The following is a 26,751-nucleotide window of genomic DNA, read 5'->3' on the forward strand; positions in this document are numbered from 1 at the left end:
TCCGTCAGGGCCGATTGGGCACAGGGGGGCAAGGCCCGAGGCCTCCCTGGGCATTCCCCATCTGGCTACGCCCCAAGGAGCTTGAGCATGGTTTCCACCTCCGCCGTGGGCGGCTGGCAAGAGCCGGCCCGGCAGACATGGGCTGCGGCCCGGCCGTCCAAGGGGAGCTGGTAACGGGTAAACGGGGCCAAGGCGGCAATGTCCGGTTCGTCTTCGTCCGGCCGCAGCACCACCGCCACTTCGGGCAGGTAGCGCTCGAAGATGGCCCGGGCCAGAGTCTGTGTGTCGGGGCCGGCCGGATCGCCGGCCAGGGTCACTTCCGAGGCCTGGCCAAGCACCTGGGACAGGCCGCACAGGAAAAAGGCGTACCCGGCGGCATGATCGGCCAGACGCGGGGCCATGGCCCGGGCCAGGGCCGTGGCCTGTTCCTTGAAAGCCGGATCGCCGGTCAGGCGGAAAAGCGTGGTCAGCACAAAATAGGCCACGCTGTTGCCGGAGGGCACGGCCGCGTCGAAGAATATCTTTTGGCGCACAAGCAGCTGTTCGCCGTCATCCGGGGCAAGAAAATAGCCACCCTCGTTCGGATCGGCGAAATGTTCGGCCACGGCTTTCATGAGTTCCACGGCCCGGCGCAGATAGGCCGTGTCGAAGACGGTCTGATAGAGTTCCACCAGCCCCCAGGCCAGGAAGACGTAGTCGTCCAGGAGCCCGTCGATGGCCGCCTCGTCGTCCCGCAGGCGGTGGAGCAGCCGGCCGTTTTGCCGCGCCAGCCGGGACAGCAAGGCCTCGGCGGCGGTCACGGCCCGGCCGGCAAGATCTTCGTCGTCAAAGGCCCGGGCGGCCTTGGCCAGGGCGGCCAGCATGAGCCCGTTGTTGTCGGTAAGCACCTTGTCGTCGCAAAGGGGACGCACGCGTTTTTCCCGTTCGGCCAGAAGGACGTGCCGGCAGGCTTCCAGACGCTCGGCCAGGATTTCGGCCGTCAGGCCGAGCCTGGCCGCCGTCTCGTCCAGGGGCCGGGGCAAATGGAGGATGTTGGCTCCGGTGGTTTCGCCGGTCGCTTCGTCGTGGGCGTTGCCCTCCTCGGTCGCGCCCATGGCCGCCATGATCAGGGCGGCCTCGTCGCCGAGCAGTCGGCGCAGCTCGGCCGCCGACCAGACGTAGAATTTGCCCTCGACCCCTTCGCTGTCGGCGTCCTCGGCGCTGTAGAAAAGGCCCTCGGGGCTGGTCAGGTCGCGCCGGACGTATTCGAGAATCTCCAAGGCCATGGTCTTGTGCGCGACGTCGCCCGACGCCTGGTAGGCCTCCACGCAGGCCATGACGGTCAGGGCCTGGTCGTAGAGCATCTTCTCGAAGTGGGGCAAAAACCAATGCGCGTCGGTGGCGTAGCGGTGCAAGCCGAAGCCCACCTGGTCGTAGACGCCGCCCCGGCGCATGGCGACCAGGGTGCGGCAGGCCATGTCGCGGCACGAAACATCGCCGGTGCGGCGGTATTCGCGCAGCAAAAAGAGCAGATTGTGGGGCGAAGGGAATTTGGGCGCGCCGCCAAAGCCGCCATTTCGGGCATCGAAGATGCCGGCCAACTGCGTCCGGGCCGCGTCGAGGGCGGCCTGGCCGGGTTCGGCCGAGGCCGTGCCAGCGGCGGCCGCCAGCTGTTCGCGCACGGCGTCCATGATCTGGCCGGCGTTATTGACCACGGCCTGCCGGTTACCCTTCCAGAACATGTGCACGCGCTGGAGCAGCTCGCGCAGGCCGGTGCGACCGTAGGCGGATTCCTTGGGGAAATAGGTGCCGGCGAAAAAGGGTTCCTTGTCCGGGGTGAGAAAGACGGTCAACGGCCAGCCGCCCCGACCGGTCAGGGCATGGCACACGCTCATGTAAAGGGCATCGAGGTCCGGCCGTTCCTCGCGGTCCACCTTGACCGACACCACCACGGCGTTCATGAGGGCCGCGATGTCCTCGTCCTCGAAGGATTCGCGCTCCATGACATGACACCAATGGCAGGTGGAATAGCCGATGGACAACAGCACGGGCTTGTCCTCGGCCCGGGCCTTGGCAAAGGCTTCCTCGCCCCAGGGGAACCAGTCCACGGGGTTGTGGGCGTGTTGCAAGAGGTAAGGGCTTTTCTCTCGGCTCAGCCGGTTGGGGGCGCGGTTTTCCATGATACATCTCCTCCCGTGCCGGCAAAATAGCATCGGTCGGCGTTTTTGCAAGGCGTGCCACGTCGGCTTGCCGGCTCCTGGTTGCCTCCGGCCGGCCGGCGCGGTAATGGCTGCCGTGTTCCCTAGCCGGAGGCCGCAAACCATGACCCAAAGCGTTTTTCTCGACCGTGTCGCCGGGTACGACGACCCCGATTTGCCGGCCAAGGCGGCCGCCCTGCTTGCGGCCGCCGGTTGTCCGGTCGGACCGGGGCATACGGCGCTGGTCAAGCCCAATCTGGTCGCGCCGCGAAACCCGGCCCTGTCCTGCTCCCATCCGGCCGTGGTCCGGGCCGTGTGCCTGGCCCTTGTCGAAGGCGGCGCGCGCGTAGTCGTGGCCGACTCGCCGGCTTTCGGCACCGGACGCATCGTGGCCAGACTGGCCGGCTTCGAGGAAGCCCTGGCCGGGCTGCCCGTGACCATCCGCAGCCTGGATCGGCCCCGGCGGCTGGCCCTTTCCGGCGGCGGTCACATCGGCCTATCGCGCCTGGCCGAGGAGGCCGACCACATCGTCAATCTGGCCCGGCTCAAGTGCCACGACCAGATGGGCATGACCCTTTGCGTCAAGAATTTCTTCGGCTGTGTCTGCGGCTTTCGCAAATCCTTGGCCCATCAGACCCTGGGCAAGGACTATGACCGCTTCGCCGCCATGATTCTGGATGTTGTCGCCGCCCTGCCGCCGTCCACCTCGATCCTTGACGGCGTCACGGCTATGCACAAGGCCGGGCCGGTGGGCGGCGAACCCTTAGACCTGGGCCTTCTTGGCGCGAGCGCCAATCCCGTGGCCCTGGACACGGCAATCTATGCCACCCTGGGGCTTTCACCCCAGCGCATCCCGCTGTGGCGCGCGGCCATGGCGCGAGGGCTTCCCGGGACCGATCCGGCCGAACTCCATTTCCCTCTGCTGTCGCCAAACGATTTTCGCTTCGAGGGCTTTGTGGTGAAGCCCGAACTGGCCCCACTGGCCTTTGAGGCCAAACGCTTCCTGCGCGGCCGGCTCAAAAGCCTGATGATCACCCTGCGCGGCGGGCGCTGAGGCACGGCAGTTATGGCTGAGGTCACGCGTTGTCGCCATGTGGCGGCTGGCCAGGTTCAAGGGGTGGGCTTTCGCCCCTTTGTCTACCGTCTGGCCCGGGAACTTGGGCTGACGGGCTGGGTGCAAAACACCCCGGAAGGCGTGGTCATCGAGGCGGAAGGGCCGGCGGAAGCGGTTTCCGCCTTCAGCCGCCGTTTGCCGGCCGAACTGCCGCCCCTGGCCCGGCTGCTGGCCTTTTCGGCGACCCCCGTGCCCCCTACCGGCGAAGCCGGCTTTCATATCCTTGCCAGCGCCCCGGGCAGCGGCCACGATGTGCTGATAAGCCCCGACGTCGCTACCTGCCCCGACTGCCTGGCCGACATGGCCGATCCCGGCAACCGTCGCCATCGCTATCCCTTCACCAACTGCACCAACTGCGGCCCCCGCTACACCATCACCCGGCGCGTACCCTACGACCGGGAAACCACCTCCATGGCCTGTTTTCCCCTGTGCCCGGACTGCGCCGTCGAGTACGCCGACCCGGCCGACCGGCGCTTCCACGCCCAGCCCAACGCCTGCCCAATCTGCGGCCCGTCCCTATGGCTGGCCGACGGGACCGGCGTGGTCCTTGCGCGCGGCACGGCCGCCGTCGCCGCCCTGGCCGCCCGGCTGGCCGCCGGCCAGATCGCGGCGGTCAAGGGCCTGGGCGGTTTCCATCTGGTCTGCGACGCCGGCGACAACGACGCCGTGGCCGAGCTGCGCCGGCGCAAGGGCCGGCCGAGCAAAGCCCTGGCCGTCATGGTCCCGGACCTGGAAACAGCCGCCCTTCTCGGCGAGGTCGGCCCGACCGCCGCCGAACTCCTTGGCGGCACGGCCCGGCCCATCTGCCTGCTGCCGGCCCGGGCCGGCAGCGCGCTGGCCCCGAGCGTCGCCCCGGACGTGGCCGAAATTGGCGTCATGCTGCCCTACACGCCGCTCCATCATATTCTGCTGGCCGATTTCGCCGCTGCTGTCGGCTCCGACCGCCCGGCCGCCCTGGTCATGACCTCGGGCAACGCCGGGGGCGATCCCATTTGCCTGGGCAACCGCGAGGCCCTTGCCCGCCTTGCCCCCCTGGCCGACGTCTGGCTGCTCCACAACCGCGACATCCTGATCCGCACCGACGATTCCGTGGCCCGCCCCCTGGAGACGGCCGAAGCCGAGGCGGCCGGCGCGCCGACCCTGTTTCTGCGCCGGGCCAGGGGTTATGTCCCGACGCCCATCCGGCTGTCCCACAGCGGCCCGGAGGTGGTCGGCCTTGGCCCCATGCTCAAGGCCACGGTCTGTCTGACCAAGGGCGACCAGGCCTTCGTCAGCCAGCACATCGGCGATCTGGAAAACCTGGCCGCCTTGCGCTTTTATGAGGAGACCCTGGAACATCTTCTCAGCGTGCTCGGTGTGACGCCCAAGCTGTGCGTGGCCGATCTCCACCCAGACTATCCGAGCACCGCCCTGGCCCTGGAGCAAGGCTGCTGGCCGGTCATCCGACTGCAGCACCACGTGGCCCACATCCATGCCGTGCTGGCCGAGCATCGCAAGGATGAACCGGTCCTCGGCCTGGCCCTGGACGGCGTGGGCCTGGGCGAGGATGGCACGCTGTGGGGCGGCGAATGTCTGCTCGTCGATCCGACGCGCCTGACCCACCAGCGCCTGGGACACTTCGCGCCCATGGCCCTGCCCGGCGGCGACGCGGCCGTGCGCCAGCCCTGGCGCATTGCCCAGGCCTGCCTATATAGTCTTGGGGAAACCGCCGAGGACGGCCCGGTCCGGCCCTGGATGACGGACCATGGCTCGGCTTCGCGCCTGGTCGGGCAGATGCTGGCCAAAAACCTCAACTGTCCCGTGACCACCAGTTGCGGCCGGCTCTTCGACGCCGTGGCCGCCGTAACCGGCCTGTGTCTGGAAACCACCTACGAAGGCCAAGCGGCAATTTTATTGGAGCGCGCTCAGGACCTGACCGTGGACCAGCCCTACGAGTGCCCGCTCTTGGCCGACCAGACGCCGGCCGTCCTCGACACGCGCACGCTTTTTGCCCAGGCTGCGGCTGACGCGGCCCAAGGGGTGGCGACCGGACGCATAGCCCGGCGTTTTCACCTGGGACTTGTGGCCGGGCTGACGCGGCTGGCTACGGCCATGGCTCGGGCGACGGGCATTCGCGCTGTGGCTCTTGGTGGCGGCGTCATGCAGAACAGAACCTTGGCCTTGCGTCTTCCCGAGGCGCTTCGAGCCGCCGGAATGTCACCGCTGGTGCATCGGCGTATGCCGGCCAATGACGGTTGCGTCAGCCTGGGCCAAGCGGCCTTTGGCTTGAGGCAGTTGGCGACCAACAATTAGCAGAATAAATAATTACACAGTCATGCATCAGCTAAAAATATAGATCGTTTTGGTATAAATTATTGACAATAAGAGTCTCCCAGAGTAGGCAACAGCCGCGTGCTTGCGATGGGTCCATGCCCTTGCTGCGATCAAGCGAGTCTATTCCATCAACAAAGCAGCCGGGGTATCGTCGTTAGCCAGCGCACGGTGGAACTCTACAATTGTTTCGAAAAGGATGAAGATACAAGAACCGTTATTGTTGTGCTCCGACCGAATACGGCACAGTTATGAAATATTCCGCCATCAGAAGCCGTAGTCTCGAAATATATAACAACAAATAACGCCTAGCGATATTACATACAATTCTGCTACGTTGCCGCCAAGTCCTTGACACACTTTTGCATTGCGTCTATTTTTCAAAAAAAGCATATTTGGATTTATAAAAAAGGACATTCTACATTAACTTATCTAAAAAAAGTTCATACTGCATGTAAATACAACAACAATATTATCACAATATCGCCATTGCTAAATTATTCTCATTTTTCAATTTTTTAACAACCAATTGAAAAACAGTGAAATAGCCGCGCGCTACCGTCCTGTTATCCCTATGTATTTCGAGAGAGACGACTTTTCAGATATCGCAATGGAGGCGAGATGGATAACGGAAAAACACTTCAGGACATGATCAATCGCTTTGACGAGGCGTTTGACCGCATCAAGAAAGCGACAGGAATGCGTACCCAGGTGGAGATCGCCAAGATGCTGGACATCAGACAGTCCAGCATTTCCGATGCCAAAAGACGCCAATCCATACCGGATAGTTGGCTGATAAAGCTGTATCAGATCTACAACCTCAACCCCAACTGGATCCTTGATGGCGAGATGCCCCAGTTTCTCGGCGAGCAACGTGGAGGAGCCTTCCCGGTTAAAGAACCCGTCGAAGCCTATGGACGCAAGCCCAAACATCATCAAATGCCGGTGTATTCCATGACGCCGGACAATGTGGACCAGCCAGGCCTTTGGCAGGAACGTCCAGTGGAGTTCCTGAGCGTCCCGGATCAATTGCATCGCCCGGGTCTGCTTGTGGTCCGCATGGACGAGAGCGATATGGAACCCGTCATCCAGCGCGGCGCGTATGTCGGCATCGACAGGGACCGTAAGGCCGTGCGCTCCGGCATGCTCTACGCACTGGACATGCCCGTCGAGGGCCTCATCATCAAGAAAGTGCTTCACGACGCCGAAAACGCCCGTCTTGTGCTGCGCTCCGAAAACACCAAATTCACCGACCAGTTGTTGCCGGCCGAAAACGCCGCGGATCGCGTTGTTGGCCGAGTCGTCTGGGTGATGCAGGCGGTTTAGCCCACGGCTTTTGCGAACGCGCCGCGCGGGCAGCGCCCTGCTGAAACGCGACTTGCCCCACGTAATTGACACGCATTCTACACGACAAAACGCGAGCCTGGCCTTCATGACTCAAAGGCATGCTGTTGCCGGGAACAGGCTCGCCTCTTTGTCGTTTTCACAGGCGATCTTGCAACCGATGTTGCAGACAGGTCAAACAATATTATCAATACTTTCTGCCACCTGCCGAGAGGTACCTCCTCCTTCAGCGCGTGGCGCCTTTTTAGCGTCTTGCCACTGGCAACGCACCACAATGTCTTTTGCTACGGGCATTGACGGCTGCCTTGATGACATGTAAATTTTATCGGTAACTTATGTACTACTTTTTATTATAGATTAATTTTTACGACAACCCTTTAGGAGGTTGCGTGAAGCCGGACAATTTCGAGGATGCCTACGCCAGGATTCAGGCCGCCACCAGGGCCAAAACCCAGACGGAGATCGCCGCCATTTTGGGCATCAAGCAGTCCAGCATCTCCGACGCAAAAAAAAAGAACACCATTCCGGACGGCTGGCTGGTCACCCTCTATAGGATGTTTTTTCTCGAACCGGACTGGATACTGTACGGACAGCTCCCGGCCGTGCGCCGGGAAAGCGGCGCAGCCGCCGATTGCGTCCGGGAAACCGCCGTGGCTTATGTCGCGCCTCCAAGCCGCGTCACGGTCTACGCCATGAGCCCCACCGACCCCCAGACCCAGGCCTGGATTCGCGAGCCACTGGAGACCCTTCCCCTGTTTGAAGCCTTGCGCCGGCCAAATCTGCTTGTCGTGCGCATGGACAACGCCAGCATGGAGCCAACCGTTCGCCGCGGCGCTTATGTTGGCATCGATTGCGACGATGGGCGGTTGCGCAGCGGCGACATCTACGCCCTGGACATCCCGGGCGAAGGGCTGGTCATCAAACGCATTCACCGCGATCTGGAAAACCAGCGTCTTGAGCTTGGCGCGGACAATCCGCTCCACAAGTCCATCACCCTTCCCTTGGAAAATCCCGGCCTGACATCCATCGGCAAAGCGGCCTGGGTCATTCAGGAACTCTAGCCTCCTCCCGCCCGATACCTTGGGTGCGCTCCCAGGCCGGGCGCACTTTTTGGTGACCAAGTTAAATCATTTGCCAATATATTAATTTACAAACAGGTATAGATATTGTATTCCTAAATGGTTCGTACCGGCAGGAACCACGCAGGAAAATATACCAATGCCCAAGCCGTTGCCCCAAAATCGTCTCTCGTCCCAGCCCTTTTCCCGCGAAGTCGCGGTCCACGCCATGAACAGCCTGGACCCCAAAACCGGGACCTGGACGCCAACCATCATGGAAACCATAGAAATCGCCGAGAGTCTCACCCGGCCGCACTTGCTTGTCGTGCGCATGGAAGACTCCGGCATGGAGCCTGTCATCCGGCGAAAGGCCTATGTCGGCCTGGACTGTGACGACGTGACGGCGCGAAGCGGCGAGATCTACGCCCTGTCCATTCCCGGGGAAGGTTTGGTCATCAAACAGGTGGAACGGGACAGTGCCGGGCAGCGCCTGCGGCTTGTGTCCGCGTCGCCACGCCATGCCGCACGGTCTCTGGCCCAGGGCGGCCACGCCTACGTAGTCGTAGGCCGGGTCATCTGGGTCATCCAGGACCTGTGACGACCACCAGCCCGCTCGGCTACTCCCGGTCGTAGCGCCGGGCCGAAGGATCGAAGCAAAACTGGCAGCCCGGCGGCAAAAGCTGCCGCACCAGTGCCAGTCCGGCGGCAAAGCCGCCCACATGGGCCCAGAAGGCCACCGCCGCCGCCTGCCCTTCCACGGCCGTGCCGGCCAGCCCCGAAAAGAGCTGCACGAGAAACCACACGCCCAGAAACACCACCGCCGGCAGGTCCACGATCCAGGGTATGACGATGATGGGAATGAGCGTCGTCACCCGGGCCTTGGGAAACAGCCGAAAATACCCGCCCATGACCCCGGCGATGGCCCCGGACGCGCCAATGACCGGCACGGGCGCGCTCCAGTTGAAGAGCACGTGCACCGCCGCCGCCGCCACGCCGCATAGGATATAGAAGAGCAGAAATCGCAGCGATCCCAGCGCTTCTTCCACGTTGTCGGCAAATATCCACAGCACCCACATGTTGAGCAGATAATGCAGCCACCCCCCGTGCAGGAACATGTAGGTGAGAAACGACAGCCAGCCGCCCTCGGGATAGCCCACGTGGGCGGCGTAGCTCGGGTGGGTGAAGCGGGCCGGGACCACGCCGTGGATGTGCACGAACTCAAACAGCACCCGATCAGCCAGGAGTTGCTGATAGAGAAACACCGCCGTGCACAGGCCAATGAGCGTCCAGGTGACCAGGGGCGGCTTGGTGCTCGGCACGTTGTCGCGAAGGGGAATCACGGCGCGTCCTCGCCCTCCGGCCGGGACGGCGCGTAGCCGGCGGCCACAAGGGCGGCCAGCCGGTTCCGGGCGTCCTGACGACGCAAAGCGGTCAATCCGGCCAGAAGCCGCCCGGCGGCCCCGGCCAAGTCCTCGGGCTTGCCGGCATTGTCCACCACGAACCGGCACTTGGTCAGTTTGCGGTCCTGCGGCCACTGCCAGCCGTCCATGCGGGCCACAAGCTCCTCGGACCAGCCCCGCTTCTCGGTCAGCCGGGCCAGACGCACGGCCGGGTCGCAGCGCACGCCCACGACCAGATCCACGACCTCGCCCGGCAGCCAGCCGGCTTCAAAAAGCAACGGCACCTCGGCAAATACAACCCGAGAGGCGGCATGAACGGCTAAAAAGCCCACCAGCTCGCCCTTGACCAGGGGATGCACCAAATCGCACACTTCGCGCCGGAAACGGTCGCTGCCTTCCATGCGCGACAGCAGCCAGGCCTTGTCCACGCCCCCATCAGCGGCCAGGGCCTCGGGGCCGAAACGCCGGGCCAACATGTCCGCGCCGTGGCCCCCGGGGGCGTACAAGGCGGCCACGGCCGCGTCGGCGGAAAAAGTCGGATGGCCGGCCTCGGCGAAGTGGGCCAGCAGCGACGATTTGCCGCAGCCCGGCATCCCGACCAGTCCCACCCGCTGGCAGCGCCGGCCGAGCATGAGCAGCAACCGCCAGAAATCGGCCGGCGGCGGCTGGCAAAAGGACAATTCCTCGCCCGTGCCCGGATGGCTGAAGGCCAGCTTCCAGGCGTGGAGCATCTGGCGTTTGGCCAGCCGGGCCATGGCCCCGCCGCGCCGGGTCCAGTCCGAGTGCTGGCGCGCGCCGTACACCGCGTCGCCGACAATGGGATGGCCCATGGCGGCCATATGGACGCGGATCTGATGGGTGCGGCCGGTGGCGATGGCCACTTCAAGCAGGCTGGCCGTACCGTCGGGCGCGGTCCAGGCCAGTTTCCAGGAACTCTTGGCCTCGCGCCCGCCCTTGGCCACCACGGCCATTTTGGTGGGATGCTTGGGATCGCGGCCGACGGGCAATTCGATGACCCCGTCGGACCGCTCCGGGCGGCCATGGACCAGGGCCAGATAGGTCTTGGCCACGCGCCGCTCGGCGAAATCAGCGGCCAGGGCCAACCGGGCCGATTCGGTCTGGGCAACCAGCAGCAGGCCGGAGGTGTCCTTGTCCAGGCGGTGGACAATGCCCGGCCGGTCGCCGGCCATGGCCCGCATGTCCGGGAAATGGTGCAGCAGCCGGTTGACCAGGGTGCCGTCCGGCTGGCTCGAAGCCGGATGGATGGTCAGGCCGGCCGGTTTGTTGAGCACCAGGACGTCCCCGTCCAGATAGAGCAGTTTGAGTTCGCCGTCCTCGGCCTTGGCTTCGCTTGGCGTCTCGGGGAGGCGCAGGGTCAGCGCCTCGCCGCCCCGCAGCTTGAGACCCGGTTTGCGACAGATTTCCCCATCGACAAGGGCCAGCCCTGCCTCGATGGCGGCCCGGACCTTGGCCCGGGAAATGTCTTCGCTCGCCAGCCGGGCGCTCCAGAAAGCGTCCAAACGGGTTCCGGCGGCATCCACGACGGCCGTATAGGCCCCTTCCTCGGTCAGTTCGATCAGTATGGCTTCGTTTTCGGTCATGGTTCCCTGATACAGGCGGTCCGGCGAAAAGTCGAACAGGACCAGGGCAGGGATCCGCCAAGGATTTGCAGCCGGGATCGGCCTGGGGTAGCCTGCCGGGAAACAACCTCGGCAAGGAGCGTTCATGCAAGCGGTGATTTTCGAAAACGGCGCGGCGCGGCTGACGGAGCGTCCCCGACCCGAACCAGGTCCGGACGAGGCGCTTGTCCGGGTGCGGCTGGCCGGGGTGTGCAACACCGACCTGGAGCTCTTGCGCGGCTACATGGGCTTTGCCGGCGTGCCCGGACATGAGTTCGTGGGCGAGGTGGCGGCCGCGCCGGGCCGGCCGGAACTGGTCGGCCGGCGGGTCGTGGCCGACATCAACCTCGGCTGCGGCGTCTGTCCCCGCTGCCGCAGCGGCGATCCCCGCCACTGCCCGGACCGTACGACCCTCGGCATCGCCGGCAAGGACGGCGCCTTCGCCGAATACCTGACCGTGCCGACCCGGGCCATCCATGTCGTGCCCGACACAGTCGGCGACCTGGAGGCCGTTTTCGCCGAACCCCTGGCCGCCGCCCTGGAACCCGGCCAGCAGCTGCATCTGACGGCCCGGACCAAGGCGCTGGTCCTTGGCGACGGCAAGCTCGGCATCCTCACCGCTTGCGCCCTACGCCATCTCGTGCCCGGCCTCGTCCTTGGCGGCAAACACGCCGCCAAGCTCGCCATCGCCGCCGCCCAGGGCGTGACCACGCGCCAGGGCGACACGGCCGAGGCGCTGGTCCAAGGATTATTGCAGGAATACGGCCGCTTCGACGTGGTCATCGAGGCCACCGGCCGGCCCCAGGGCTTGGAAACCGCCCTGGACCTCACCCGGCCCGAAGGGACCGTCGTGCTCAAGACCACCACCTTCGCGCCCACAAGCCTCAACATGGCCCGGGTAGTGGTGGACGAAATCAGTCTGGTCGGCTCGCGCTGCGGCGACACGGCCCTGGCCCTGGCCTATCTCCGCGACGGGTTGGTGGACGTGACGCCCCTGGCCGAAGCCAGCTACCCCCTGGCCGCGTTCCAGGCCGCCCTGGACCACGCGAGTCGGCCTGGGGCCATGAAGGTGATCGTGGACATGGACATGGACATGGAGAAGAGTGCCTCCGGCGGCCAAAGGGGCTGAGCCCCTTTGGAAACCCCACCTGGGGAACGAAAGAGGGCCGGGGGTTAGACGTCGAGGAGGGATTTGCGGGTGGCGGTCTCCCGGGTCAGGCCGCCGAGCAGGGCGGCAAAGGCCTCGGGCGACAGGATCGTGATGCCCAGGGCTTGCGCTTTGGCCAGCTTGGAGCCGGGATCGGCCCCGGCCACCAGATAGTCGAGTTTCTTGGACACCGAGCCGACCACGACGCCGCCGGCCGCCTCCACCAGCTTTTGAGCCGCCTCGCGGGTCAGGTCCGGCAGCGCGCCGGTAAAGAGAAACCGCTTGCCGGTCAGCGCCGTCTGGACGGCTGGCGTCTCCGGCTTGGCCTCGCCCACCGGCCATAAGCCGATCCCCTTGAACCGCTCCAAGAGTTCCCGGTTAGCCTCGTTGGCAAAAAATTCCCGAATGGAGCCGGCCACTTCCGGGCCGATGTCCGGCAGGGCCGTCAATTCTTCCAGGCTGGCCGCGCCTAGGGCGTCGAGGTCGTGGAAGTGCCCGGCCAGGGTCCGGGCCGTGCGCGTGCCCACCTGCCGGATGCCCAGGGCCGCGATGAGCTTGACCAGGCTGGCCGATTGCTTGGCTGCGGCCACGGCGGCCACGAAGTTGGCGGCCGACTTCTCGGCCATGCGCTCCAAGGGGAGCAGGTCCGCCTCGGTGAGGTCGAACAGATCGGCCGGACTCTTGACCATGCCCTTGTCGATGAGCGCCGCCACCCACTTGGCTCCCAGGCCTTCGATGTCCAGGCCGGATTTCGACACGAAATAGCTGATGCCCCGGCGCAACATGGCCGGACAGGCCAGATTGACGCAACGCCAGGCCGCTTCCCCCTCGCCCCGAACGGCGTCCGAACCGCACGACGGGCAGACATGGGGGAAGTCGTAAGGTTCGGCCTCGGCTGGACGCTTGTCCTCCACCACTCGCACCACTTCCGGGATGACGTCGCCGGCCCGGCGCACCACAACCGTATCGCCCGGCCGCAGGTCCTTGGCCTTGATCTCGTCCTCGTTGTGCAGCGTGGCCCGGGCCACCGTCACCCCGGCCAGACTGACCGGCTCCAGGATGGCCACCGGCGTGAGCACGCCGGTGCGGCCCACCTGAACGTCGATATGTTTGAGCACGGTCTCGGCCTCGTGGGCCGGAAATTTGAGCGCCACGGCGAAGCGCGGAGCGCGGTCGGTAAAGCCCAAGGCCTCCTGCAAGGCCAGGCTGTCCACCTTGACCACCACCCCGTCGATCTCGAAGGGCAACTCCTGGCGTTGCCGGCCCATGGCCTCGAAATAGGGATAGACCTCGTCGGCCGTGACCACTTTTCCCTGGCCGGCCACGGGCAGGCCCAGGGCCTTAAGTCCGGCCATGACCGCGCTGTGGGTCGCCCAGCCCGGTCCGGCCAGGCCGTCGCCCCAGTCCTGGCTGCCCACGGCGTAGGTGAAAAACGTCAAGGGCCGGGTGGCCGAAATGCGCGAATCGAGCTGGCGCACCGAGCCGGCAGCGGCGTTGCGGGGGTTGGCGAAGACCTTGCCCCCCTGCTCCCGCTGGCGTTCGTTGAGCTCGTAGAAATCCTGCCGGGTCATGACCACCTCGCCGCGCACCTCCAGCAGCCGCGGCACGGGCAGCCCGGCCCGGGCGGCATGAGGGCGCAGGTCCAGAGGGACGTTGCGCACCGTGCGCACGTTTTCCGTCACGTCCTCGCCCACCTCGCCGTCGCCGCGCGTGAGCGCCCCGGCGTAAACGCCGTTTTCATAAATGATTTCCAGGGCCAGCCCGTCGAATTTCGGATCGACCCAAAACGCCGGCGCGTCGAAGGCCACGCCGTCGCGCTCCAGCTTGTTGGCCGCCCGGGTCACGAAATCGCGCCATTCGTCCTCGGCCATGGCGTTGTCCAGGCTGTACATGCGCCGCCGGTGGGGCTTTGAGGCAAAGCCTTCCAGCACCGCCCCGCCCACCCGGCGCGTGGGCGAATTGGGATCGGCCAGTTCGGGATGGGCTTCTTCCAACGCCTTCAGTTCGCGGTACAGGGCGTCGTAGGCCGCGTCCTCCACCGTGGGGTCGTCCAGGACGTAGTAGCGGTAGTCGTATTCGTGGATCAGGTCGCGCAGTTCGCGCAGACGCGCGGCGGGATCGATGGTGCTCACGGCAATCACCCTTATCAGTCACAATCTTCCATTCGGTTAAGCCCGGCGTCGCCGTTGAAAATCACCTGCCACAGCCGTTCAAAGGCATGGCCGGTGTTGCCGGCGTCGTCGGGGTCAGCGGCGACGATGTCCAGGGCACGGCGGTAAAAGGCCAACGGCCGGGCCAGGATGCGCTGTCGGGACACGAAAAACATGCCGGCCGGGGCCGGCACTAGAAAGTGCTCCGGGACCGGGCCGGAAAACAGCTTGGCATAGACCTCGCCCACCGGGATGTCCTGGCCGAAGCCCGGCCGATGGCCGTGGCGGGCCGGATCGGCCAGATCGTGGGGCCGGCCCAGCCGGTCGCACTTGAGCTTGAAGGCGGCAAATCCCGAAAAGTGCAGGCCCAGCCGGGCGTTTTGGCGCACCCGGTCGGCAAAGCTCTCGGGCGTCGCGCCGGGCGGCATATGCTCGAAGGGCGCGCCCTGGACAAAGGCCGTATAGCCGGCCAGGCTGTCGTAGCGCCCGACGATGTGGCTCAAATAGGTGTGGCTCTCCCGGCCGATGTTGGGCAGGGACAGCTCGCCCGGCGCGCCGGACTTGTCGTAGATCGTCACCGGCAGCCCCAGGCCGGCCGTCCAGGCCACGTCTTCCCTATAGCGGGCCACCACGACTTCGAGATCGGGCGCGCTCAAAGGATGGCCCGCAGCCCGTCCAGGCCGTCGCTGCGGCCGACCAGAATCATGGTGTCCCCGGACTCCAGCACGGCTTGGGGCTGGGGATTGAAGATCATCTCGCCGCCGGCCTTTTTGATGGCCACGATGATGAGGTTGAAGCGCTGGCGGATCTGGGAGTCGATGAGATTTTTACCCACAACGTCGGAATGGTCGGTGACTTGCAGCTCTTCCATTTGCAGGCCGGCGGGACCGGTGCGGCCGGTGAGTTCCAGGAAGTTGACCACGGTCGGGCGCAGCACGGACTGGGCCATGCGCACGCCGCCGTAGAGGTGGGGCACCAGCACCTGATCGGCCCCGGCCCGTTGCAGGCGCTGGGTATGGCCCTGGGCGTCGGCGCGGGCCACGATGCGGATAGCCGGGTTGAGCTGGCGGGCGGTCAGCGTCACGTACACGTTGGCCGCTTCCTGGGTCAGGGCGGCCACCAGGGTCTTGGCCCGCTCCAGGCCGGCGGCCAGCAGCACCTCGTCGGCGGTGGCGTCGCCGGCTACATAGGGCACGCCGTGTTCGTCGAGGAGCCGGATGACCTCGGGATTGCTCTCCACGATGACCACGGGCACGTCCTCGGCCAGGATTTCCCGGGCCACGATGGAGCCGATGCGGCCGTAGCCGCAGATGATTACGTGATCCTTGTAGCCGTCGATGACCTTTTGCATGCGCCGTCTCCCGAGATACTGTTGCAAGCGGCCTTCCACCAACACCTGGGTGAAGGAGCCGACCAGATAGGCGAACGCGCCCACGCCGGAGACGATAAGCACCATGGTCAGGATGCGCCCGTTTCGCGACAGGGGATAGACTTCCTGGAAGCCCACCGTGGAAAGGGTGATGACCACCTGATAGAGGCTGTCGAAAAAGCTCCAGTCCTCCACCCGCATGTAGCCGACGAGGCCAAAGACGAAGACCAGGGCCAGGGCCAGGAAGCCGCCGATGAGCGGTCCCCAGTGCCCCAGGCGGTTGTTCAGGCGGGCAACGCGGCTTCGCAGCCGCATGGTCTTGCGGACGGTCACAAGCTAGCCCATTTCCAGCAGCCGCTGACGCAGGGTCGCGGCCTGGTCGCGGAATTGGGCCGCTTTTTCGAATTCCAGGGCCTTGGCCGCCTCGCGCATCTCGCGCTCCACCTGCTTGAGTTTTCGTTCCATGGCTTTTTTCGACATGCCGCCGTAGGCCTCGGCTTCCTCATGTACGGCCGCACCGGCCCCAAGCCCCCCGCCGGCCGTGGCGTAGCCGCCGCCGGAAGCACTCCAGGACCCGGTTTTTGCGTCGCCCTTGGCGTACAGGGAGTCCAGCACGCTGTCCATGGCCTTGACCACGCTGCGGGGCGTCAATCCTGTCTCGCGGTTGGAGGCCTCCTGCTTCTCGCGGCGGCGGGCGGTCTCGTCCATGGCCGCGCTCATGGAGCGGGTCATGTTGTCGGCATAGAGGATGACCCGGCCGCCGACATTGCGGGCGGCCCGGCCAAAGGTCTGGATGAGCGAACGGGTGGAACGCAGGAAGCCTTCCTTGTCGGCGTCGAGGATGGCCACCAACGACACTTCCGGTATGTCCAGCCCCTCGCGCAACAGGTTGATGCCGACCAGCACGGCAAATTCGCCCTGGCGCAGGGCCTTGATGATGGCCACCCGCTCCAGGGTGTCGATGTCGGAGTGGAGATAACGCGAGGTGACGCCCATGGAGTTAAAGTATTCGTTGAGCTCTTCGGCCATGCGCTTGGTCAGGGTGGTGACCAGCACCCGCTCGCCGGCCGCCATGCGCTTCCGGCATTCGGCCATGAGGTCGTCCATCTGGCCCTTGGTGGGCCGCACCTCCACTTCCGGGTCGAGCAAGCCCGTGGGGCGGATGATCTGCTCCACCACAACGCCCTCGGAGCGGGTCAGCTCCCAGTCGCCGGGCGTGGCCGAGACATAGACGGCCTGGCCTATGCGGCCCAGGAATTCCTCGAAATTAAGCGGCCGGTTGTCCAGGGCCGAGGGCAGGCGGAAACCGTAGTCAACGAGCGTCTGCTTGCGCGAACGGTCGCCGGCATACATGCCGCCGATTTGCGGCACGGTGATGTGGGATTCGTCCACGAACAGGATGAAATCCTTGGGGAAGTAGTCGAGAAGCGTATAGGGCGGATCGCCGGCCTGCCGGCCGTCGAGGTGGCGCGAATAGTTTTCGATGCCGTTGCAGTAGCCCAGCTCCTCGATCATTTCGAGGTCCTGCATGGTGCGCATTTCCAGACGCTGGGCGGCGAGCAGATCGTTTCGCCCGCGCAGTTCGGTCAGGCGCAGGCGCAGTTCCTCGCGGATGTCGGACACGGCGCGGTTCAAGTTGGCGCGGTCGGAAACGTAGTGGCTGGCCGGGAAGATGATGGCCTTGTCCATGGTTCCGAGCACTTCGCCGGTGAGGGGATCGGTCTCCTGGATGGCTTCCAGCTCGTCGTCGAAAAATTCCAGGCGCAACGCCCGTTCCCGGGCATAGGCCGGGATGATCTCGATGACGTCGCCGCGCACCCGGAACACGCCACGGTGGAAATCGTAGTCGTTGCGCTCGTACTGGATCTCCACCAGCCGGGCCAGCACCTTCTCCATGCCGATCTTTTCGCCCACGGACAGCGTCAACACCATGCGCTCGTAGTAGTCGCGCGACCCCAGGCCGTAGATGCAGGACACGGAGGCGACGATCAGCACGTCGCGGCGGGTCAGCAGCGAATGGGTGGCGGCGTGGCGCAGCTTGTCGATGTCGTCGTTTATCGACGAGTCTTTCTCGATGTAGGTGTCCGTGCGCGGCAGATAGGCTTCGGGCTGGTAGTAGTCGTAGTAGCTGACGAAGTATTCCACGGCGTTGTGGGGAAAAAGCCCCTTGAATTCGCTGTAGAGCTGGGCGGCCAGGGTCTTGTTGGGGGCCATGACCAGGGCCGGGCGGTTGAGCTTGGCCACCACCTGGGCCATGGTGAAGGTCTTGCCCGTGCCGGTGGCCCCAAGCAGCGTCTGGCTCGGCACGCCCTGGTCGAGGTTGCGGGCCAGTTCGTCGATGGCTTGCGGCTGGTCGCCGCGCGGGAGGTATTCGGATTCAAGCTGGAAATGCATGGCGTTTTCTTTTATATCCCCTGTCGACCCAATCCAAGCGAAAACCCTCGCGGCGTCCGGGTCGGCGGCCGTCCGCCGGTCCGGGGACAGCCCATCCCTGCAAGGAGACGCCTCATGGAAATCGATGTCGTTCCGGCGGACTTCCATCTGCCCGTGGACCGGGCCTGGACCGTGTCCATTGTCATCAAAACCTTCAAGGGCCGCAAGGACGTCACCGTCCATCTGTTCCGCCCGGAGTGGGACGCGGAAGAGGTCGAAATTTACGACTGGGACGTGCTGCTCGGCGATCCGGTCGATCCCGACCTGCCCGTCAGCTTCGAGAGCAGCCGCCGGGTGCTCCTCGAAGCCTTCACCGAGGAAGAGCGCGACGCGCTCATCGAGTATATCAAGACCCGCTACCAGGACAAGGTGTCGGAGGTGCATGGCTGCGCGCTGAACATCCCCATCCCCCTGGGCCTGGTCGCCCTGTCCGAGCTGGCCGAAGGCAAGGATATCGGATTCATCCACTTCGACAAAATCCCCAATTATTCGCTGCCCTTCCCCGTGCGCGGCTTCTACGACCTGAGCCAGCACAAGCCCATCATCGAAGGCTTGGACTAGTTCTTTCAACGGTTTCGACTTCCTGAAGTCGTTTCAAGGGGCCGCCCGGGCGGCCCCTTTTCCTGGAGTTGTTCGATGCAAAGCGTGTGTGTTTTTTGCGGTTCGTCGTCCGGGGCCGACCCCATCTATGTCGATGTCGCCGACCGTCTGGGCAAGCTGCTGGCGGCCGAGGGCATCACCCTGGTCTACGGCGGAGCCTGCGTGGGGCTTATGGGCGCGGTGGCCGACGCGACCCTGGCCGCCGGCGGCAAGGCCATCGGCGTGCTGCCGGATTTCCTGCGTCGCAAGGAGCTGGCCCATCCGCGCCTGACCGAACTGTTCGTGGTGTCGTCCATGCACGAGCGCAAGGCGCGCATGGCCGAGCTGGCCGACGGCTTCATCGCCCTGCCCGGCGGCATGGGCACCCTGGAAGAGTTCTGCGAAATCATCACCTGGGCCCAGCTCGGGCTGCACCAAAAGCCGTGCTGTCTGCTCAACGTCCAGGAATACTACGAGCCGCTGCTGCGCTTCGTCGACCGCATGGCCGGCGAAGGATTCCTCAAGGAGCAGCAAAAAGGGCTGGTGCTCTCAGCCCCCACGCCCGAAGAAGCGCTAGCCGCCATGCGGGGGTTCGAGCCGGTGATCGTGCCCAAGTGGGTGGATCGGAAGGAGCGGGCGTAGGGATTCACCCCTTGCCTTGACAGCAAAAAATGCTATCATAGAATCGTGAACAGCGCGCAGACGGAAATCCTTCGAGCCATCTTCGCCAAGCCGACGGCGAAGAACATTCCTTTTGCATCGATAGTCTCTCTGCTGCTGGCGCTGGGTTGTGACATGATCGAAGGGGCCGGTTCCCGGGTGCGTTTTGTCAAAGGCAACGCCGTACTTCTGTTTCATCGTCCGCATCCTGCCAAGGAAGCCAAGCCGTATCAGGTCAAGGACGCCCGCAATTTCCTCGTGGCTCTGGGCATCAGCCCAGACAAGGAGCCAAAATATGAACCCCATGACCTACAAGGGCTACGCCGCTCGCATTGAATACAGCGACGAGGACGACTGCTTTGTCGGGCACATCGCCGGCATCAGCGACATCGTCGGCTTTCACGGCGAAACCGTGCAGCAGATGCGCGACGCCTTCCGCGAAGCCGTGGACGACTATCTTGTGACCTGCGCCAAGGCCGGACTTGAGCCGAAAAAGCCCTACTCCGGCAAGATCATGCTGCGAGTCTCGCCGGAGTTGCACGCCAAAGCGGCCATGATCGCCGCCGCCCAAGGCAAAAGCCTCAACGCCCTGGCCAGCGAGGCTCTTGAGCAGATTGCCTCTGGTTTATAATAACACAACGTTGCCTTATGCTGCGGGAAGCGGATATTGTCATCCGTGCGGGCGCGCCATCAATGGCCGCAACGCGCACAGGATGGGAATAATCATGGCAGACGCATCAAGACCGCAGCCGGTCAAGCCAGTCCGCTCCACACGCCAGGACTTCGACGGTCCGGGCGATTTCGCCAGCACCGAAGAGGCCTTGGCCTACTACAAGGCCGAATATGCGCGGTTAAAGGCGATTATTGCTTTGCAGAAGGGGAAGATTCGGAAGTTGGTTGGGGAGACGCACACCTAGTCGTCCTAGGCAACACCCACTTCCCCACCATCCCCTCCTCTTCCCGCGCGGCTTCCAGCCGCCGCAAGAACTCATTTCTCCGCACTTGCACCGCGCCGAAGCGCAGCAAGTGCCCTGTCGCCTGCTGGCAGTCGATGAAGCGGAATTCGTGGCGGTCCAGGAAACGGCAGAGCGTCACGAAGGCCACTTTCGAGGCGTCGGTTGCGCGGTGGAACATGGATTCGCCGAAAAAGGCCTTGCCGATGGCCACGCCGTAAGCCCCGCCCACGAGTTCGCCGTTTTGCCAGGCTTCCACGCTGTGGGCGTGGCCGGCGGCGTGGAGGCGTTCGTAGCCTTCGATCATGTCCGGCACGATCCAGGTGCCGTTGTCGGCGTCGCGGGGGACGGCGGCGCAGCCGCGAATGACGCCGGCGAAATCCGTGTCCAGGGTGACGGTGAACTTGCCCGAGCGGATGGTGCGTTCCAGGCGCTTGGACACCCGCACATGGCCGGGCACGAGGATGGGGCGCGGGTCCGGCGACCACCACAGGATGGGGCTTTCGTCGTCGTACCACGGGAAGATGCCGCGCCGGTAGGCGGCCAGCAGCCGCGCCACGCTCAGGTCGCCGCCGACGGCCAAAAGCCCGCCCGGTTCGGCCAAGTGGGGGCTGGGGAACACCGGTTCGTCGATGAGGGCAAAAACAGGCATGGGTTTCCATATGCCGCAACCCGGACCGGGGCAAGACCGGGCGGCTTCCCGCGTCACACCGAACACTCCCCTTTCCGCCATAAAAAACCGGGACCGCCCATGGACGGTCCCGGCATCAGCTTTCTTCCATCAAGCTTCGTCTTTCCAACGAAGCCGCATCACTTCTCGCCCCCTCCCCTCTAACCTTTCGGGGGGTCCGGGGGCCTCAGGCCCCCGGCCGCCGGAGGCATCCTACTCTTCTCTCTTCCCTCTTCAACTCTTCACCTCTTCACTTCTCTTCCCAACTCTCTCCCCTATTCCGCATCCGCCGCTTCGGCGATGGGCTTTTTCGGGGCGCGGCTGGTGAAGGTGAAGCTGAACAGTTCCGGTGCGCCTTCGGGGGCAGCGTCGATGGTGGCCTCGCCGCCCTTTTGCAGTTTGCCGAAGAGCATTTCCTGGGCCAGGGTATCCTTGATCTCGACCTGGATGACCCGGGCCAGGGGCCGCGCGCCGTAGTCGGCGTCGAAGCCCTTTTCGGCCAGCCTGGCCACGGCCAGCGGCGTGAGGCGCACGAACACGCGCTTTTCGGCCATTTGCGTGTTCAGTTCGCGGATGTACTTGCTCACGATGCGGTCCATGACCTCGGGGGTCAGGGACTTGAAGCCGATGATGCCGTCGAGGCGGTTGCGGAATTCCGGGCTGAACAGCCGCTCAATGGCCTTTATGCCCTTGTCCGCCGCGTCACTGGCCTTGGAACCGCCGAAGCCGATGTTCTTGGTGGACATCTCGCGCGCTCCGGCGTTGGTGGTCATCAGCAGAATCACGTGGCCGAAGTCCGCCTTGCGGCCGTTGTTGTCGGTGAGCGTGGCGTAGTCCATGACCTGGAGCAGGATGTTGAACATGTCGGGGTGCGCTTTCTCGATTTCGTCGAGGAGCAGCACGGCATAGGGGTGCTTGCGGATGGCGTCGGTGAGCATCCCCCCCTGATCGAAGCCGACGTAGCCCGGAGGCGCGCCGATGAGCCGGGCCACGGCGTGCTTTTCCATGTATTCGCTCATGTCGAAGCGCAGGAAATGGACGCCGAGCACGGCGGCCAGCTGCTTGGCCAGCTCGGTCTTGCCGACGCCGGTGGGGCCGGCCAGCAAGAACGAGCCGGTGGGCTTGCCGGCGTTGGCCAGGCCGGCGCGTGAGCGCAGGATGGCCTTGGCGATGGCGTCCACGGCGTCGTTTTGACCGAAGACGAGATTTTTGAGTTCGCCTTCGAGGTTTTCCAGGCGCACCTTGTCCGAGGAGGTGACCCGGGCGGCCGGAATCTTGGCCATGGCGGCCACGACGCGCTCCACCTCGGCCACGCCGATGGCTCCCTTGGCGGTGGTACCGGCCAGCTTGCGCACGGCTCCGGCTTCGTCGATGACGTCAATGGCCTTGTCCGGCAGGAAGCGGTCGTTGATGTGGCGCGAGGACAGCTCCACGGCCGAGCGGATGGCCGCCGGAGTGTAGCGCACACCGTGATGGGCTTCGTAGTAGCTGCGAAGGCCCTTCAGGATTTCGACGGCTTCTTCCACGGTGGGTTCGCCCACGTCGATCTTCTGGAACCGGCGGGAAAGCGCCCGGTCCTTTTCAAAATGGTTCTTGTATTCCTCGTAGGTGGTGGAGCCGATGCAGCGCAGCTTACCGGACCCGAGGACGGGTTTTAAGATGTTGGAGGCGTCCAGGGTGCCGCCGCTGGTGGCTCCGGCCCCGACGATGGTGTGGATTTCGTCCACGAACAGGATGGCCCCGGGCTTTTGCTCCAGTTCGGCCAGGACGCTCTTGAGGCGCTGTTCGAAATCGCCCCGGTACTTGGTGCCGGCCAGGAGCGCGCCCATGTCCAGGGCGTAGATGAGCGTGTCCTGGAAGCCTTCGGGCACGTCGCCCCCAACGATACGCAGGGCCAGACCCTCGGCCAGGGCGGTCTTGCCCACGCCCGGGTCGCCCACGAAGATGGGGTTGTTCTTGCGCCGGCGCAGCAGCACGTGGATGGTGCGGGTCAGCTCGTTGTCGCGGCCGATGAGCGGATCAATCTCGCCCTTGCGGGCCTTGGCCACGAGGTCCACGGTGTACTGCTCCAGGGCCGAGCCGCCGGCCTTGCCGTCGCGCTCCTCGCCCGAGCCGGCACCTTCGGGAGCCGCCTCCTTGCCGCCGCCGTGGGAGATGTACTCCAGCACGTCAAGCCGCGAGATGCCGTGGGACTTCAGGTAGTACACGGCATAGGAATCTTCCTCGTCAAAGGTGGCGGCCAGGACGTCGCCGACTTCGACTTGGGTCTTGCCCGAGGACTGCATCTGCATGATGGCCCGCTGCAGGACACGCTGGACGCCAAGGGTCTGCACCACTTCGGCGTTGGTCTCCTGGGGCAGGGTTTCCATGTGATCGGTGAAAAAGCGTTCAAGCTGATGCTTGAGACGGACGACGTTGGCGCCGCAATGGACCAGGATATCCCGGCCGGTCTCTTCCAGGAGCATGGCATAGAGCAGATGCTCCAGGGTGAGGTATTCATGGTGGCGACGCTTGACCTCTTTGACAGCGCTGGTCAACACCTGTTCGAGCTTTTTGCTGAGCATTCAGACCTCTTCCATGCTGCAACGCAGGGGGTAGCCGTTCTCCTTGGCCAGCCGGTGGACCAGGGAGACCTTGAGTTCGGCCACCTCGGCCGTATAGATGCCGCACACCCCTACGCCTGTGTTGTGGACATTGAGCATGATCTGCGTGGCTTCGTTTTCGTTCTTGCGAAACACGCTGACGAGCACCAGCACCACGAATTCCATGGTGGTGTAATCGTCGTTGTGCAGCATGACTTTAAACTGTCTGGGTTCGCGGACCTCGTCCTCGACGCTGAGGCCAACGCCGGACTGTTCGTCTTCCATGGGATGGCTCATGAGCTTGCCGATACCTCTTCCAAGTGGTTGGACCGTCGGGAACACTTCCCCGAATTTCCCACCTCGGCGATAGATAAGTCGCCAACGGCGGCTGTCGAGGGGCACGGAACCGGGCGATTGCCGGCCCTTTGTCCATGATAGAATCTAGGGGAAAACGCGGCCACTGACAACCGCGTTGACATCAAACTGAAATCGTTGGGGCTTTTAGGGAGCGGCAGCGAGTTCGGCCAGCAGGCGGCGGCGGGCGTCGGGGGCGAAGACAAAACTCGTTTCCGGCGGCAGATTGCGGCGGCGACGGTATTGCTGGTGGAGTTCGTGATAGGTTTCGGTGAGCGCCTGCTCCATGGACAGCCCCAGCCGTCCGGCCAGGGGGCCGATGGCCTCGGCCGGGCCTTCGATCTCCAGGTAAAGGCCAAAGGGCAGCTCGTCGAGGCACACGAGGCAGGCCCCGGCCTGCCAGGTTTCGCGGACCTTTTCGTAGCGCAGAAACGGCAGGTAGCCCAGGACGCCGAAAGCGGCTTCCAGGGCGGCCGGATCGGCCACCTCGGTCTCGATCTCCCGGCGCACCTTGAGTCCGGGCCGGCCCGGAGCCTCGACGGGCGTCTTGACGGTGACCTTGCAGGCGGCGTCGCGGCGAAGGCGCAGCAGCACGTCGCGGGCGCGCAGGGAGCCGGCCGCGTCGTCCAGGACCACGTTCTCCTCAAAGCGGCGCGAAAGCAGCAGGCCACCGGCGGCGGCCAGGGCCGCACGCACGGGTTCAAAGGATTTGACGGCGAACTTGGTTTCGATCTCGTCGCCCATGGACATACAGCGACCTTCCTTACGGCGCTCTACAGAGCGGCTCTTCTCGGACGCGCGGCACAGCCCGAACGACAAGTTCGGGGCTGGGCCGGGCGTCGGCAAACGGCTTGCGGACCGGCTCCTAATGGGAGCAGTAGCGCACTACTTCGAAGGCTATCGCGCCAAGGGGCATGATCTTGTCCGCGCCGCCGAGCTTGATGGCTTCCTGGGGCATGCCGAAGACCACGCAGGTGGCTTCGTCCTGGGCGATGGTGTAGGCCCCGGTTTCGTGCATCTCGAGCATGCCGGCCGCGCCGTCGTCGCCCATGCCGGTCATGATGACGCCCACGGCGTTTTTTCCGGCGTAGCGGGCGGCGGAGCGGAACAGCACGTCCACGCTGGGCCGGTGGCGGCGCACCAGCGGGCCGTCCTTGACCTCGACATAGTAGCGCGCGCCGCTGCGCTTAAGCAGCATATGGCGATTGCCCGGGGCGATAAGCGCCTGGCCGCGCAGGATGGTGTCGCCATCGGCAGCTTCCTTGACGGTGATACGGCAGATGCCATCCAGGCGCTTGGCAAAGGCGGCGGTGAACTGTTCGGGCATGTGCTGGACGATGACGATGCCCGGGCAGTCCTGGGGCATGGCTTCGAGAAATTCGCGCAGGGCCTCGGTGCCGCCGGTGGACGCGCCCACGGCCACCACCCGTTCGGTGGTCTGGAACATGGCCTTGCCGGTGGGTCCGGGCAGCACGGCGTCGGCGGACAGCTTGGGCGTGACCTTCATGGGGCCGGCCGGGGCCATCTTCTTGATCTTGGCCCGGGCAGCGGCCTTGACCGCGTCGATGACCCGGATGCGCGACTCCTCCAGAAACTGCCGGGTGCCGAGCTTGGGCTTGAGGATGATGTCAACAGCCCCGTATTCCATGGCCCGAAGCGTGGTTTCCGAGCCGGATTCGGTGAGCGTGGAACAGATGACCACCGGAATCGGGTGCTGGGTCATGATTTTTCGCAGGAAGGTCAGCCCATCCATGCGCGGCATTTCGATGTCCAACGTGATGACGTCCGGGGCTTGCGTCTCCATGCGTTTGACCGCGGCATAGGGATCGCTGGCCGAGCCGATGACCTCGATGTCGGGGTCCGAAGCCAGGATATCGGTCAGGGTCTGGCGCACCAGGGCGGAATCGTCCACCACCAGGACCTTGATGGTCTTGCTCACAAAAACCTCGTATTCCTATCGGGTAACCTTATATCTTCCTGTATACCGTAGGAGCGTGCTGGCGCAAGGGCAAGTCCATGCCAGTGAGGCTCTCGGAATGGCCAATGAACAAAAAGCCGCCGGGCAGCAATTGGGTGCAGAACTTCTGGAGTAGGCGCTCCTGGGTGGCCCGGTCGAAATAGATCATGACGTTGCGGCAAAAGATCGTGTCGAGGGGTTCGGGGAAGGCAAAGGCGTCCATGAAATTGAGCCGTCGGTAATCCACGATGCGCCGCACTTCCGGGGCGATCCGCACCAACCGCTTCGCTTTGTCCTTGCTGCGCAGGAAATACCGGCGTTTGAGATCCATGGACATCTTGGCCAGGCGCTCCTCGGGGTAGATGCCGCTTTGGGCCATTGCCAGCACCCGGGTGGAAATGTCCGTGGCCATGACGTTGAAGCGGAAGCCGGCAAAGCGGCTGGCGAATTCCGACAGCACAATGCACAGGGTATAGGGTTCCTCGCCGGTGGAGCAGCCGGCGCTCCACAGTCGAAACGGCCGCCCAGTGCCGTGCTGGCTGCGCCACAGGGGCAGGGTCTGCTCGGTCATGATCTCGAAATGGCGGGGTTCGCGGAAAAATTCCGTGGTGTTGGTGGTGATGACGTCGATGAGGTGGACAAGTTCCTCGTCGAGGCCTTCTGCGCTGAAGAGAAATTCGAAGTAGTCGCGGTAGCCGGTCTTGCCGAGCATACGCAACCGTTTTTGCAGCCGGGCCTCCACCATCACTTTCTTGGACAAGGGCAGCTTGATGCCGACTTCGGTGTGGATGAAGTCGCTTAAGCGCTTGAACTCCTTGTCGGTCATGGCAACCAGGCCGGAGGCGCGTCCGGGTGCGACATCCGAAACCATGGAA

The 26,751-nt window shown here is 64.5% G+C and carries 23 protein-coding genes; 10 read left to right on the forward strand and 13 right to left on the reverse strand.

All coding sequences use genetic code 11. The annotated features are described in order from the left end of the window. Positions 1-65 precede the first annotated feature (65 nt). Positions 66-2,159, reverse strand: coding sequence for a thioredoxin domain-containing protein (locus DMR_RS11240; protein ID WP_015861026.1), 2,094 nt, complete (start codon positions 2,157-2,159; stop codon positions 66-68). Between the two features lie 142 nt (positions 2,160-2,301). Between DMR_RS11240 and DMR_RS11245 the strand changes: the two genes are divergently transcribed. The 5 genes from DMR_RS11245 to DMR_RS11265 all read left to right on the forward strand — a co-directional run bounded on the left by DMR_RS11245 (position 2,302) and on the right by DMR_RS11265 (position 8,601). Beyond that, positions 2,302-3,231, forward strand: a complete 930-nt coding sequence (locus tag DMR_RS11245) for a DUF362 domain-containing protein (RefSeq protein WP_015861027.1) — start codon at positions 2,302-2,304, stop codon at positions 3,229-3,231. Positions 3,232-3,243: 12 nt separating this feature from the next. Continuing rightward, positions 3,244-5,583, forward strand: a complete 2,340-nt coding sequence (hypF, locus tag DMR_RS11250) for a carbamoyltransferase HypF (RefSeq protein ID WP_015861028.1) — start codon at positions 3,244-3,246, stop codon at positions 5,581-5,583. 639 nt (positions 5,584-6,222) lie between these two features. Next, the gene (locus DMR_RS11255) at positions 6,223-6,927 is read left to right on the forward strand and encodes a LexA family transcriptional regulator (RefSeq protein ID WP_015861029.1); all 705 of its coding nucleotides are present in this window, start codon (positions 6,223-6,225) and stop codon (positions 6,925-6,927) included. A gap of 407 nt (positions 6,928-7,334) precedes the next feature. Next, positions 7,335-8,006, forward strand: a complete 672-nt coding sequence (locus DMR_RS11260; RefSeq protein WP_015861030.1) for a LexA family transcriptional regulator — start codon at positions 7,335-7,337, stop codon at positions 8,004-8,006. Positions 8,007-8,163: 157 nt separating this feature from the next. After that, the gene (locus DMR_RS11265) at positions 8,164-8,601 is read left to right on the forward strand and encodes a S24 family peptidase (RefSeq protein WP_015861031.1); all 438 of its coding nucleotides are present in this window, start codon (positions 8,164-8,166) and stop codon (positions 8,599-8,601) included. 19 nt (positions 8,602-8,620) lie between these two features. On the opposite strand, the gene DMR_RS11270 is transcribed toward DMR_RS11265, so the two are convergent. Further along, a complete protein-coding gene (locus DMR_RS11270; RefSeq protein WP_015861032.1) occupies positions 8,621-9,343 on the reverse strand; it encodes a rhomboid family intramembrane serine protease in 723 nt (240 codons plus the stop codon). After that, a complete protein-coding gene (gene coaE / locus DMR_RS11275; protein WP_015861033.1) occupies positions 9,340-11,004 on the reverse strand; it encodes a dephospho-CoA kinase in 1,665 nt (554 codons plus the stop codon). The genes DMR_RS11270 and coaE overlap by 4 nt, the downstream gene beginning before the upstream one ends. A gap of 124 nt (positions 11,005-11,128) precedes the next feature. On the opposite strand from coaE, the gene DMR_RS11280 reads away from it, so the two are divergent. Beyond that, positions 11,129-12,151 (forward strand): MDR/zinc-dependent alcohol dehydrogenase-like family protein, encoded by a 1,023-nt coding sequence (locus tag DMR_RS11280; RefSeq protein WP_015861034.1) that lies wholly within the window; start codon positions 11,129-11,131, stop codon positions 12,149-12,151. A gap of 44 nt (positions 12,152-12,195) precedes the next feature. On the opposite strand, the gene ligA is transcribed toward DMR_RS11280, so the two are convergent. The 4 genes from ligA to uvrB are packed head-to-tail and all read right to left on the reverse strand — an operon-like array spanning position 12,196 to position 18,082. Continuing rightward, positions 12,196-14,301 (reverse strand): NAD-dependent DNA ligase LigA, encoded by a 2,106-nt coding sequence (gene ligA / locus DMR_RS11285; protein WP_043601679.1) that lies wholly within the window; start codon positions 14,299-14,301, stop codon positions 12,196-12,198. A gap of 14 nt (positions 14,302-14,315) precedes the next feature. Beyond that, entirely contained in the window at positions 14,316-14,975 is a 660-nt protein-coding gene (locus tag DMR_RS11290; RefSeq protein WP_015861036.1) for a DUF3431 domain-containing protein, read from the reverse strand. Then, complete coding sequence (locus tag DMR_RS11295; protein WP_015861037.1) at positions 14,972-16,003, reverse strand: potassium channel family protein; 1,032 nt, start codon at positions 16,001-16,003, stop codon at positions 14,972-14,974. Before DMR_RS11295 ends, DMR_RS11290 begins: the two co-directional genes overlap by 4 nt. A gap of 21 nt (positions 16,004-16,024) precedes the next feature. Beyond that, entirely contained in the window at positions 16,025-18,082 is a 2,058-nt protein-coding gene (gene uvrB / locus DMR_RS11300; protein WP_015861038.1) for an excinuclease ABC subunit UvrB, read from the reverse strand. Between the two features lie 114 nt (positions 18,083-18,196). Between uvrB and DMR_RS11305 the strand changes: the two genes are divergently transcribed. From DMR_RS11305 to DMR_RS11315, 4 genes are all read left to right on the forward strand, one after another. After that, positions 18,197-18,682 (forward strand): hypothetical protein, encoded by a 486-nt coding sequence (locus DMR_RS11305; protein ID WP_043600548.1) that lies wholly within the window; start codon positions 18,197-18,199, stop codon positions 18,680-18,682. Between the two features lie 75 nt (positions 18,683-18,757). Continuing rightward, the gene (locus DMR_RS11310; protein WP_015861040.1) at positions 18,758-19,342 is read left to right on the forward strand and encodes a TIGR00730 family Rossman fold protein; all 585 of its coding nucleotides are present in this window, start codon (positions 18,758-18,760) and stop codon (positions 19,340-19,342) included. Positions 19,343-19,387: 45 nt separating this feature from the next. Beyond that, the gene (locus tag DMR_RS23350) at positions 19,388-19,696 is read left to right on the forward strand and encodes a type II toxin-antitoxin system HicA family toxin (RefSeq protein ID WP_015861041.1); all 309 of its coding nucleotides are present in this window, start codon (positions 19,388-19,390) and stop codon (positions 19,694-19,696) included. Next, complete coding sequence (locus DMR_RS11315; protein ID WP_015861042.1) at positions 19,656-19,991, forward strand: type II toxin-antitoxin system HicB family antitoxin; 336 nt, start codon at positions 19,656-19,658, stop codon at positions 19,989-19,991. Before DMR_RS23350 ends, DMR_RS11315 begins: the two co-directional genes overlap by 41 nt. Before the next feature lie 230 nt (positions 19,992-20,221). On the opposite strand, the gene aat is transcribed toward DMR_RS11315, so the two are convergent. From aat to DMR_RS11345, 6 genes are all read right to left on the reverse strand, one after another. Further along, on the reverse strand, positions 20,222-20,965 hold the full coding sequence (gene aat / locus DMR_RS11320) for a leucyl/phenylalanyl-tRNA--protein transferase (protein WP_015861043.1): 744 nt from the start codon (positions 20,963-20,965) through the stop codon (positions 20,222-20,224). A gap of 293 nt (positions 20,966-21,258) precedes the next feature. Then, positions 21,259-23,547, reverse strand: a complete 2,289-nt coding sequence (gene clpA, locus DMR_RS11325; protein WP_015861044.1) for an ATP-dependent Clp protease ATP-binding subunit ClpA — start codon at positions 23,545-23,547, stop codon at positions 21,259-21,261. Then, positions 23,548-23,850, reverse strand: a complete 303-nt coding sequence (gene clpS, locus DMR_RS11330; protein WP_043600552.1) for an ATP-dependent Clp protease adapter ClpS — start codon at positions 23,848-23,850, stop codon at positions 23,548-23,550. A 216-nt stretch (positions 23,851-24,066) separates the two neighbouring features. After that, positions 24,067-24,669, reverse strand: a complete 603-nt coding sequence (locus DMR_RS11335) for a class IV adenylate cyclase (RefSeq protein ID WP_043600555.1) — start codon at positions 24,667-24,669, stop codon at positions 24,067-24,069. Between the two features lie 115 nt (positions 24,670-24,784). Continuing rightward, entirely contained in the window at positions 24,785-25,858 is a 1,074-nt protein-coding gene (locus DMR_RS11340) for a protein-glutamate methylesterase/protein-glutamine glutaminase (RefSeq protein ID WP_015861047.1), read from the reverse strand. 28 nt (positions 25,859-25,886) lie between these two features. After that, on the reverse strand, positions 25,887-26,747 hold the full coding sequence (locus DMR_RS11345) for a CheR family methyltransferase (protein ID WP_015861048.1): 861 nt from the start codon (positions 26,745-26,747) through the stop codon (positions 25,887-25,889). Positions 26,748-26,751 lie beyond the last annotated feature (4 nt).

Source organism: Solidesulfovibrio magneticus RS-1, assembly GCF_000010665.1.
Lineage (GTDB): Bacteria > Desulfobacterota > Desulfovibrionia > Desulfovibrionales > Desulfovibrionaceae > Solidesulfovibrio > Solidesulfovibrio magneticus.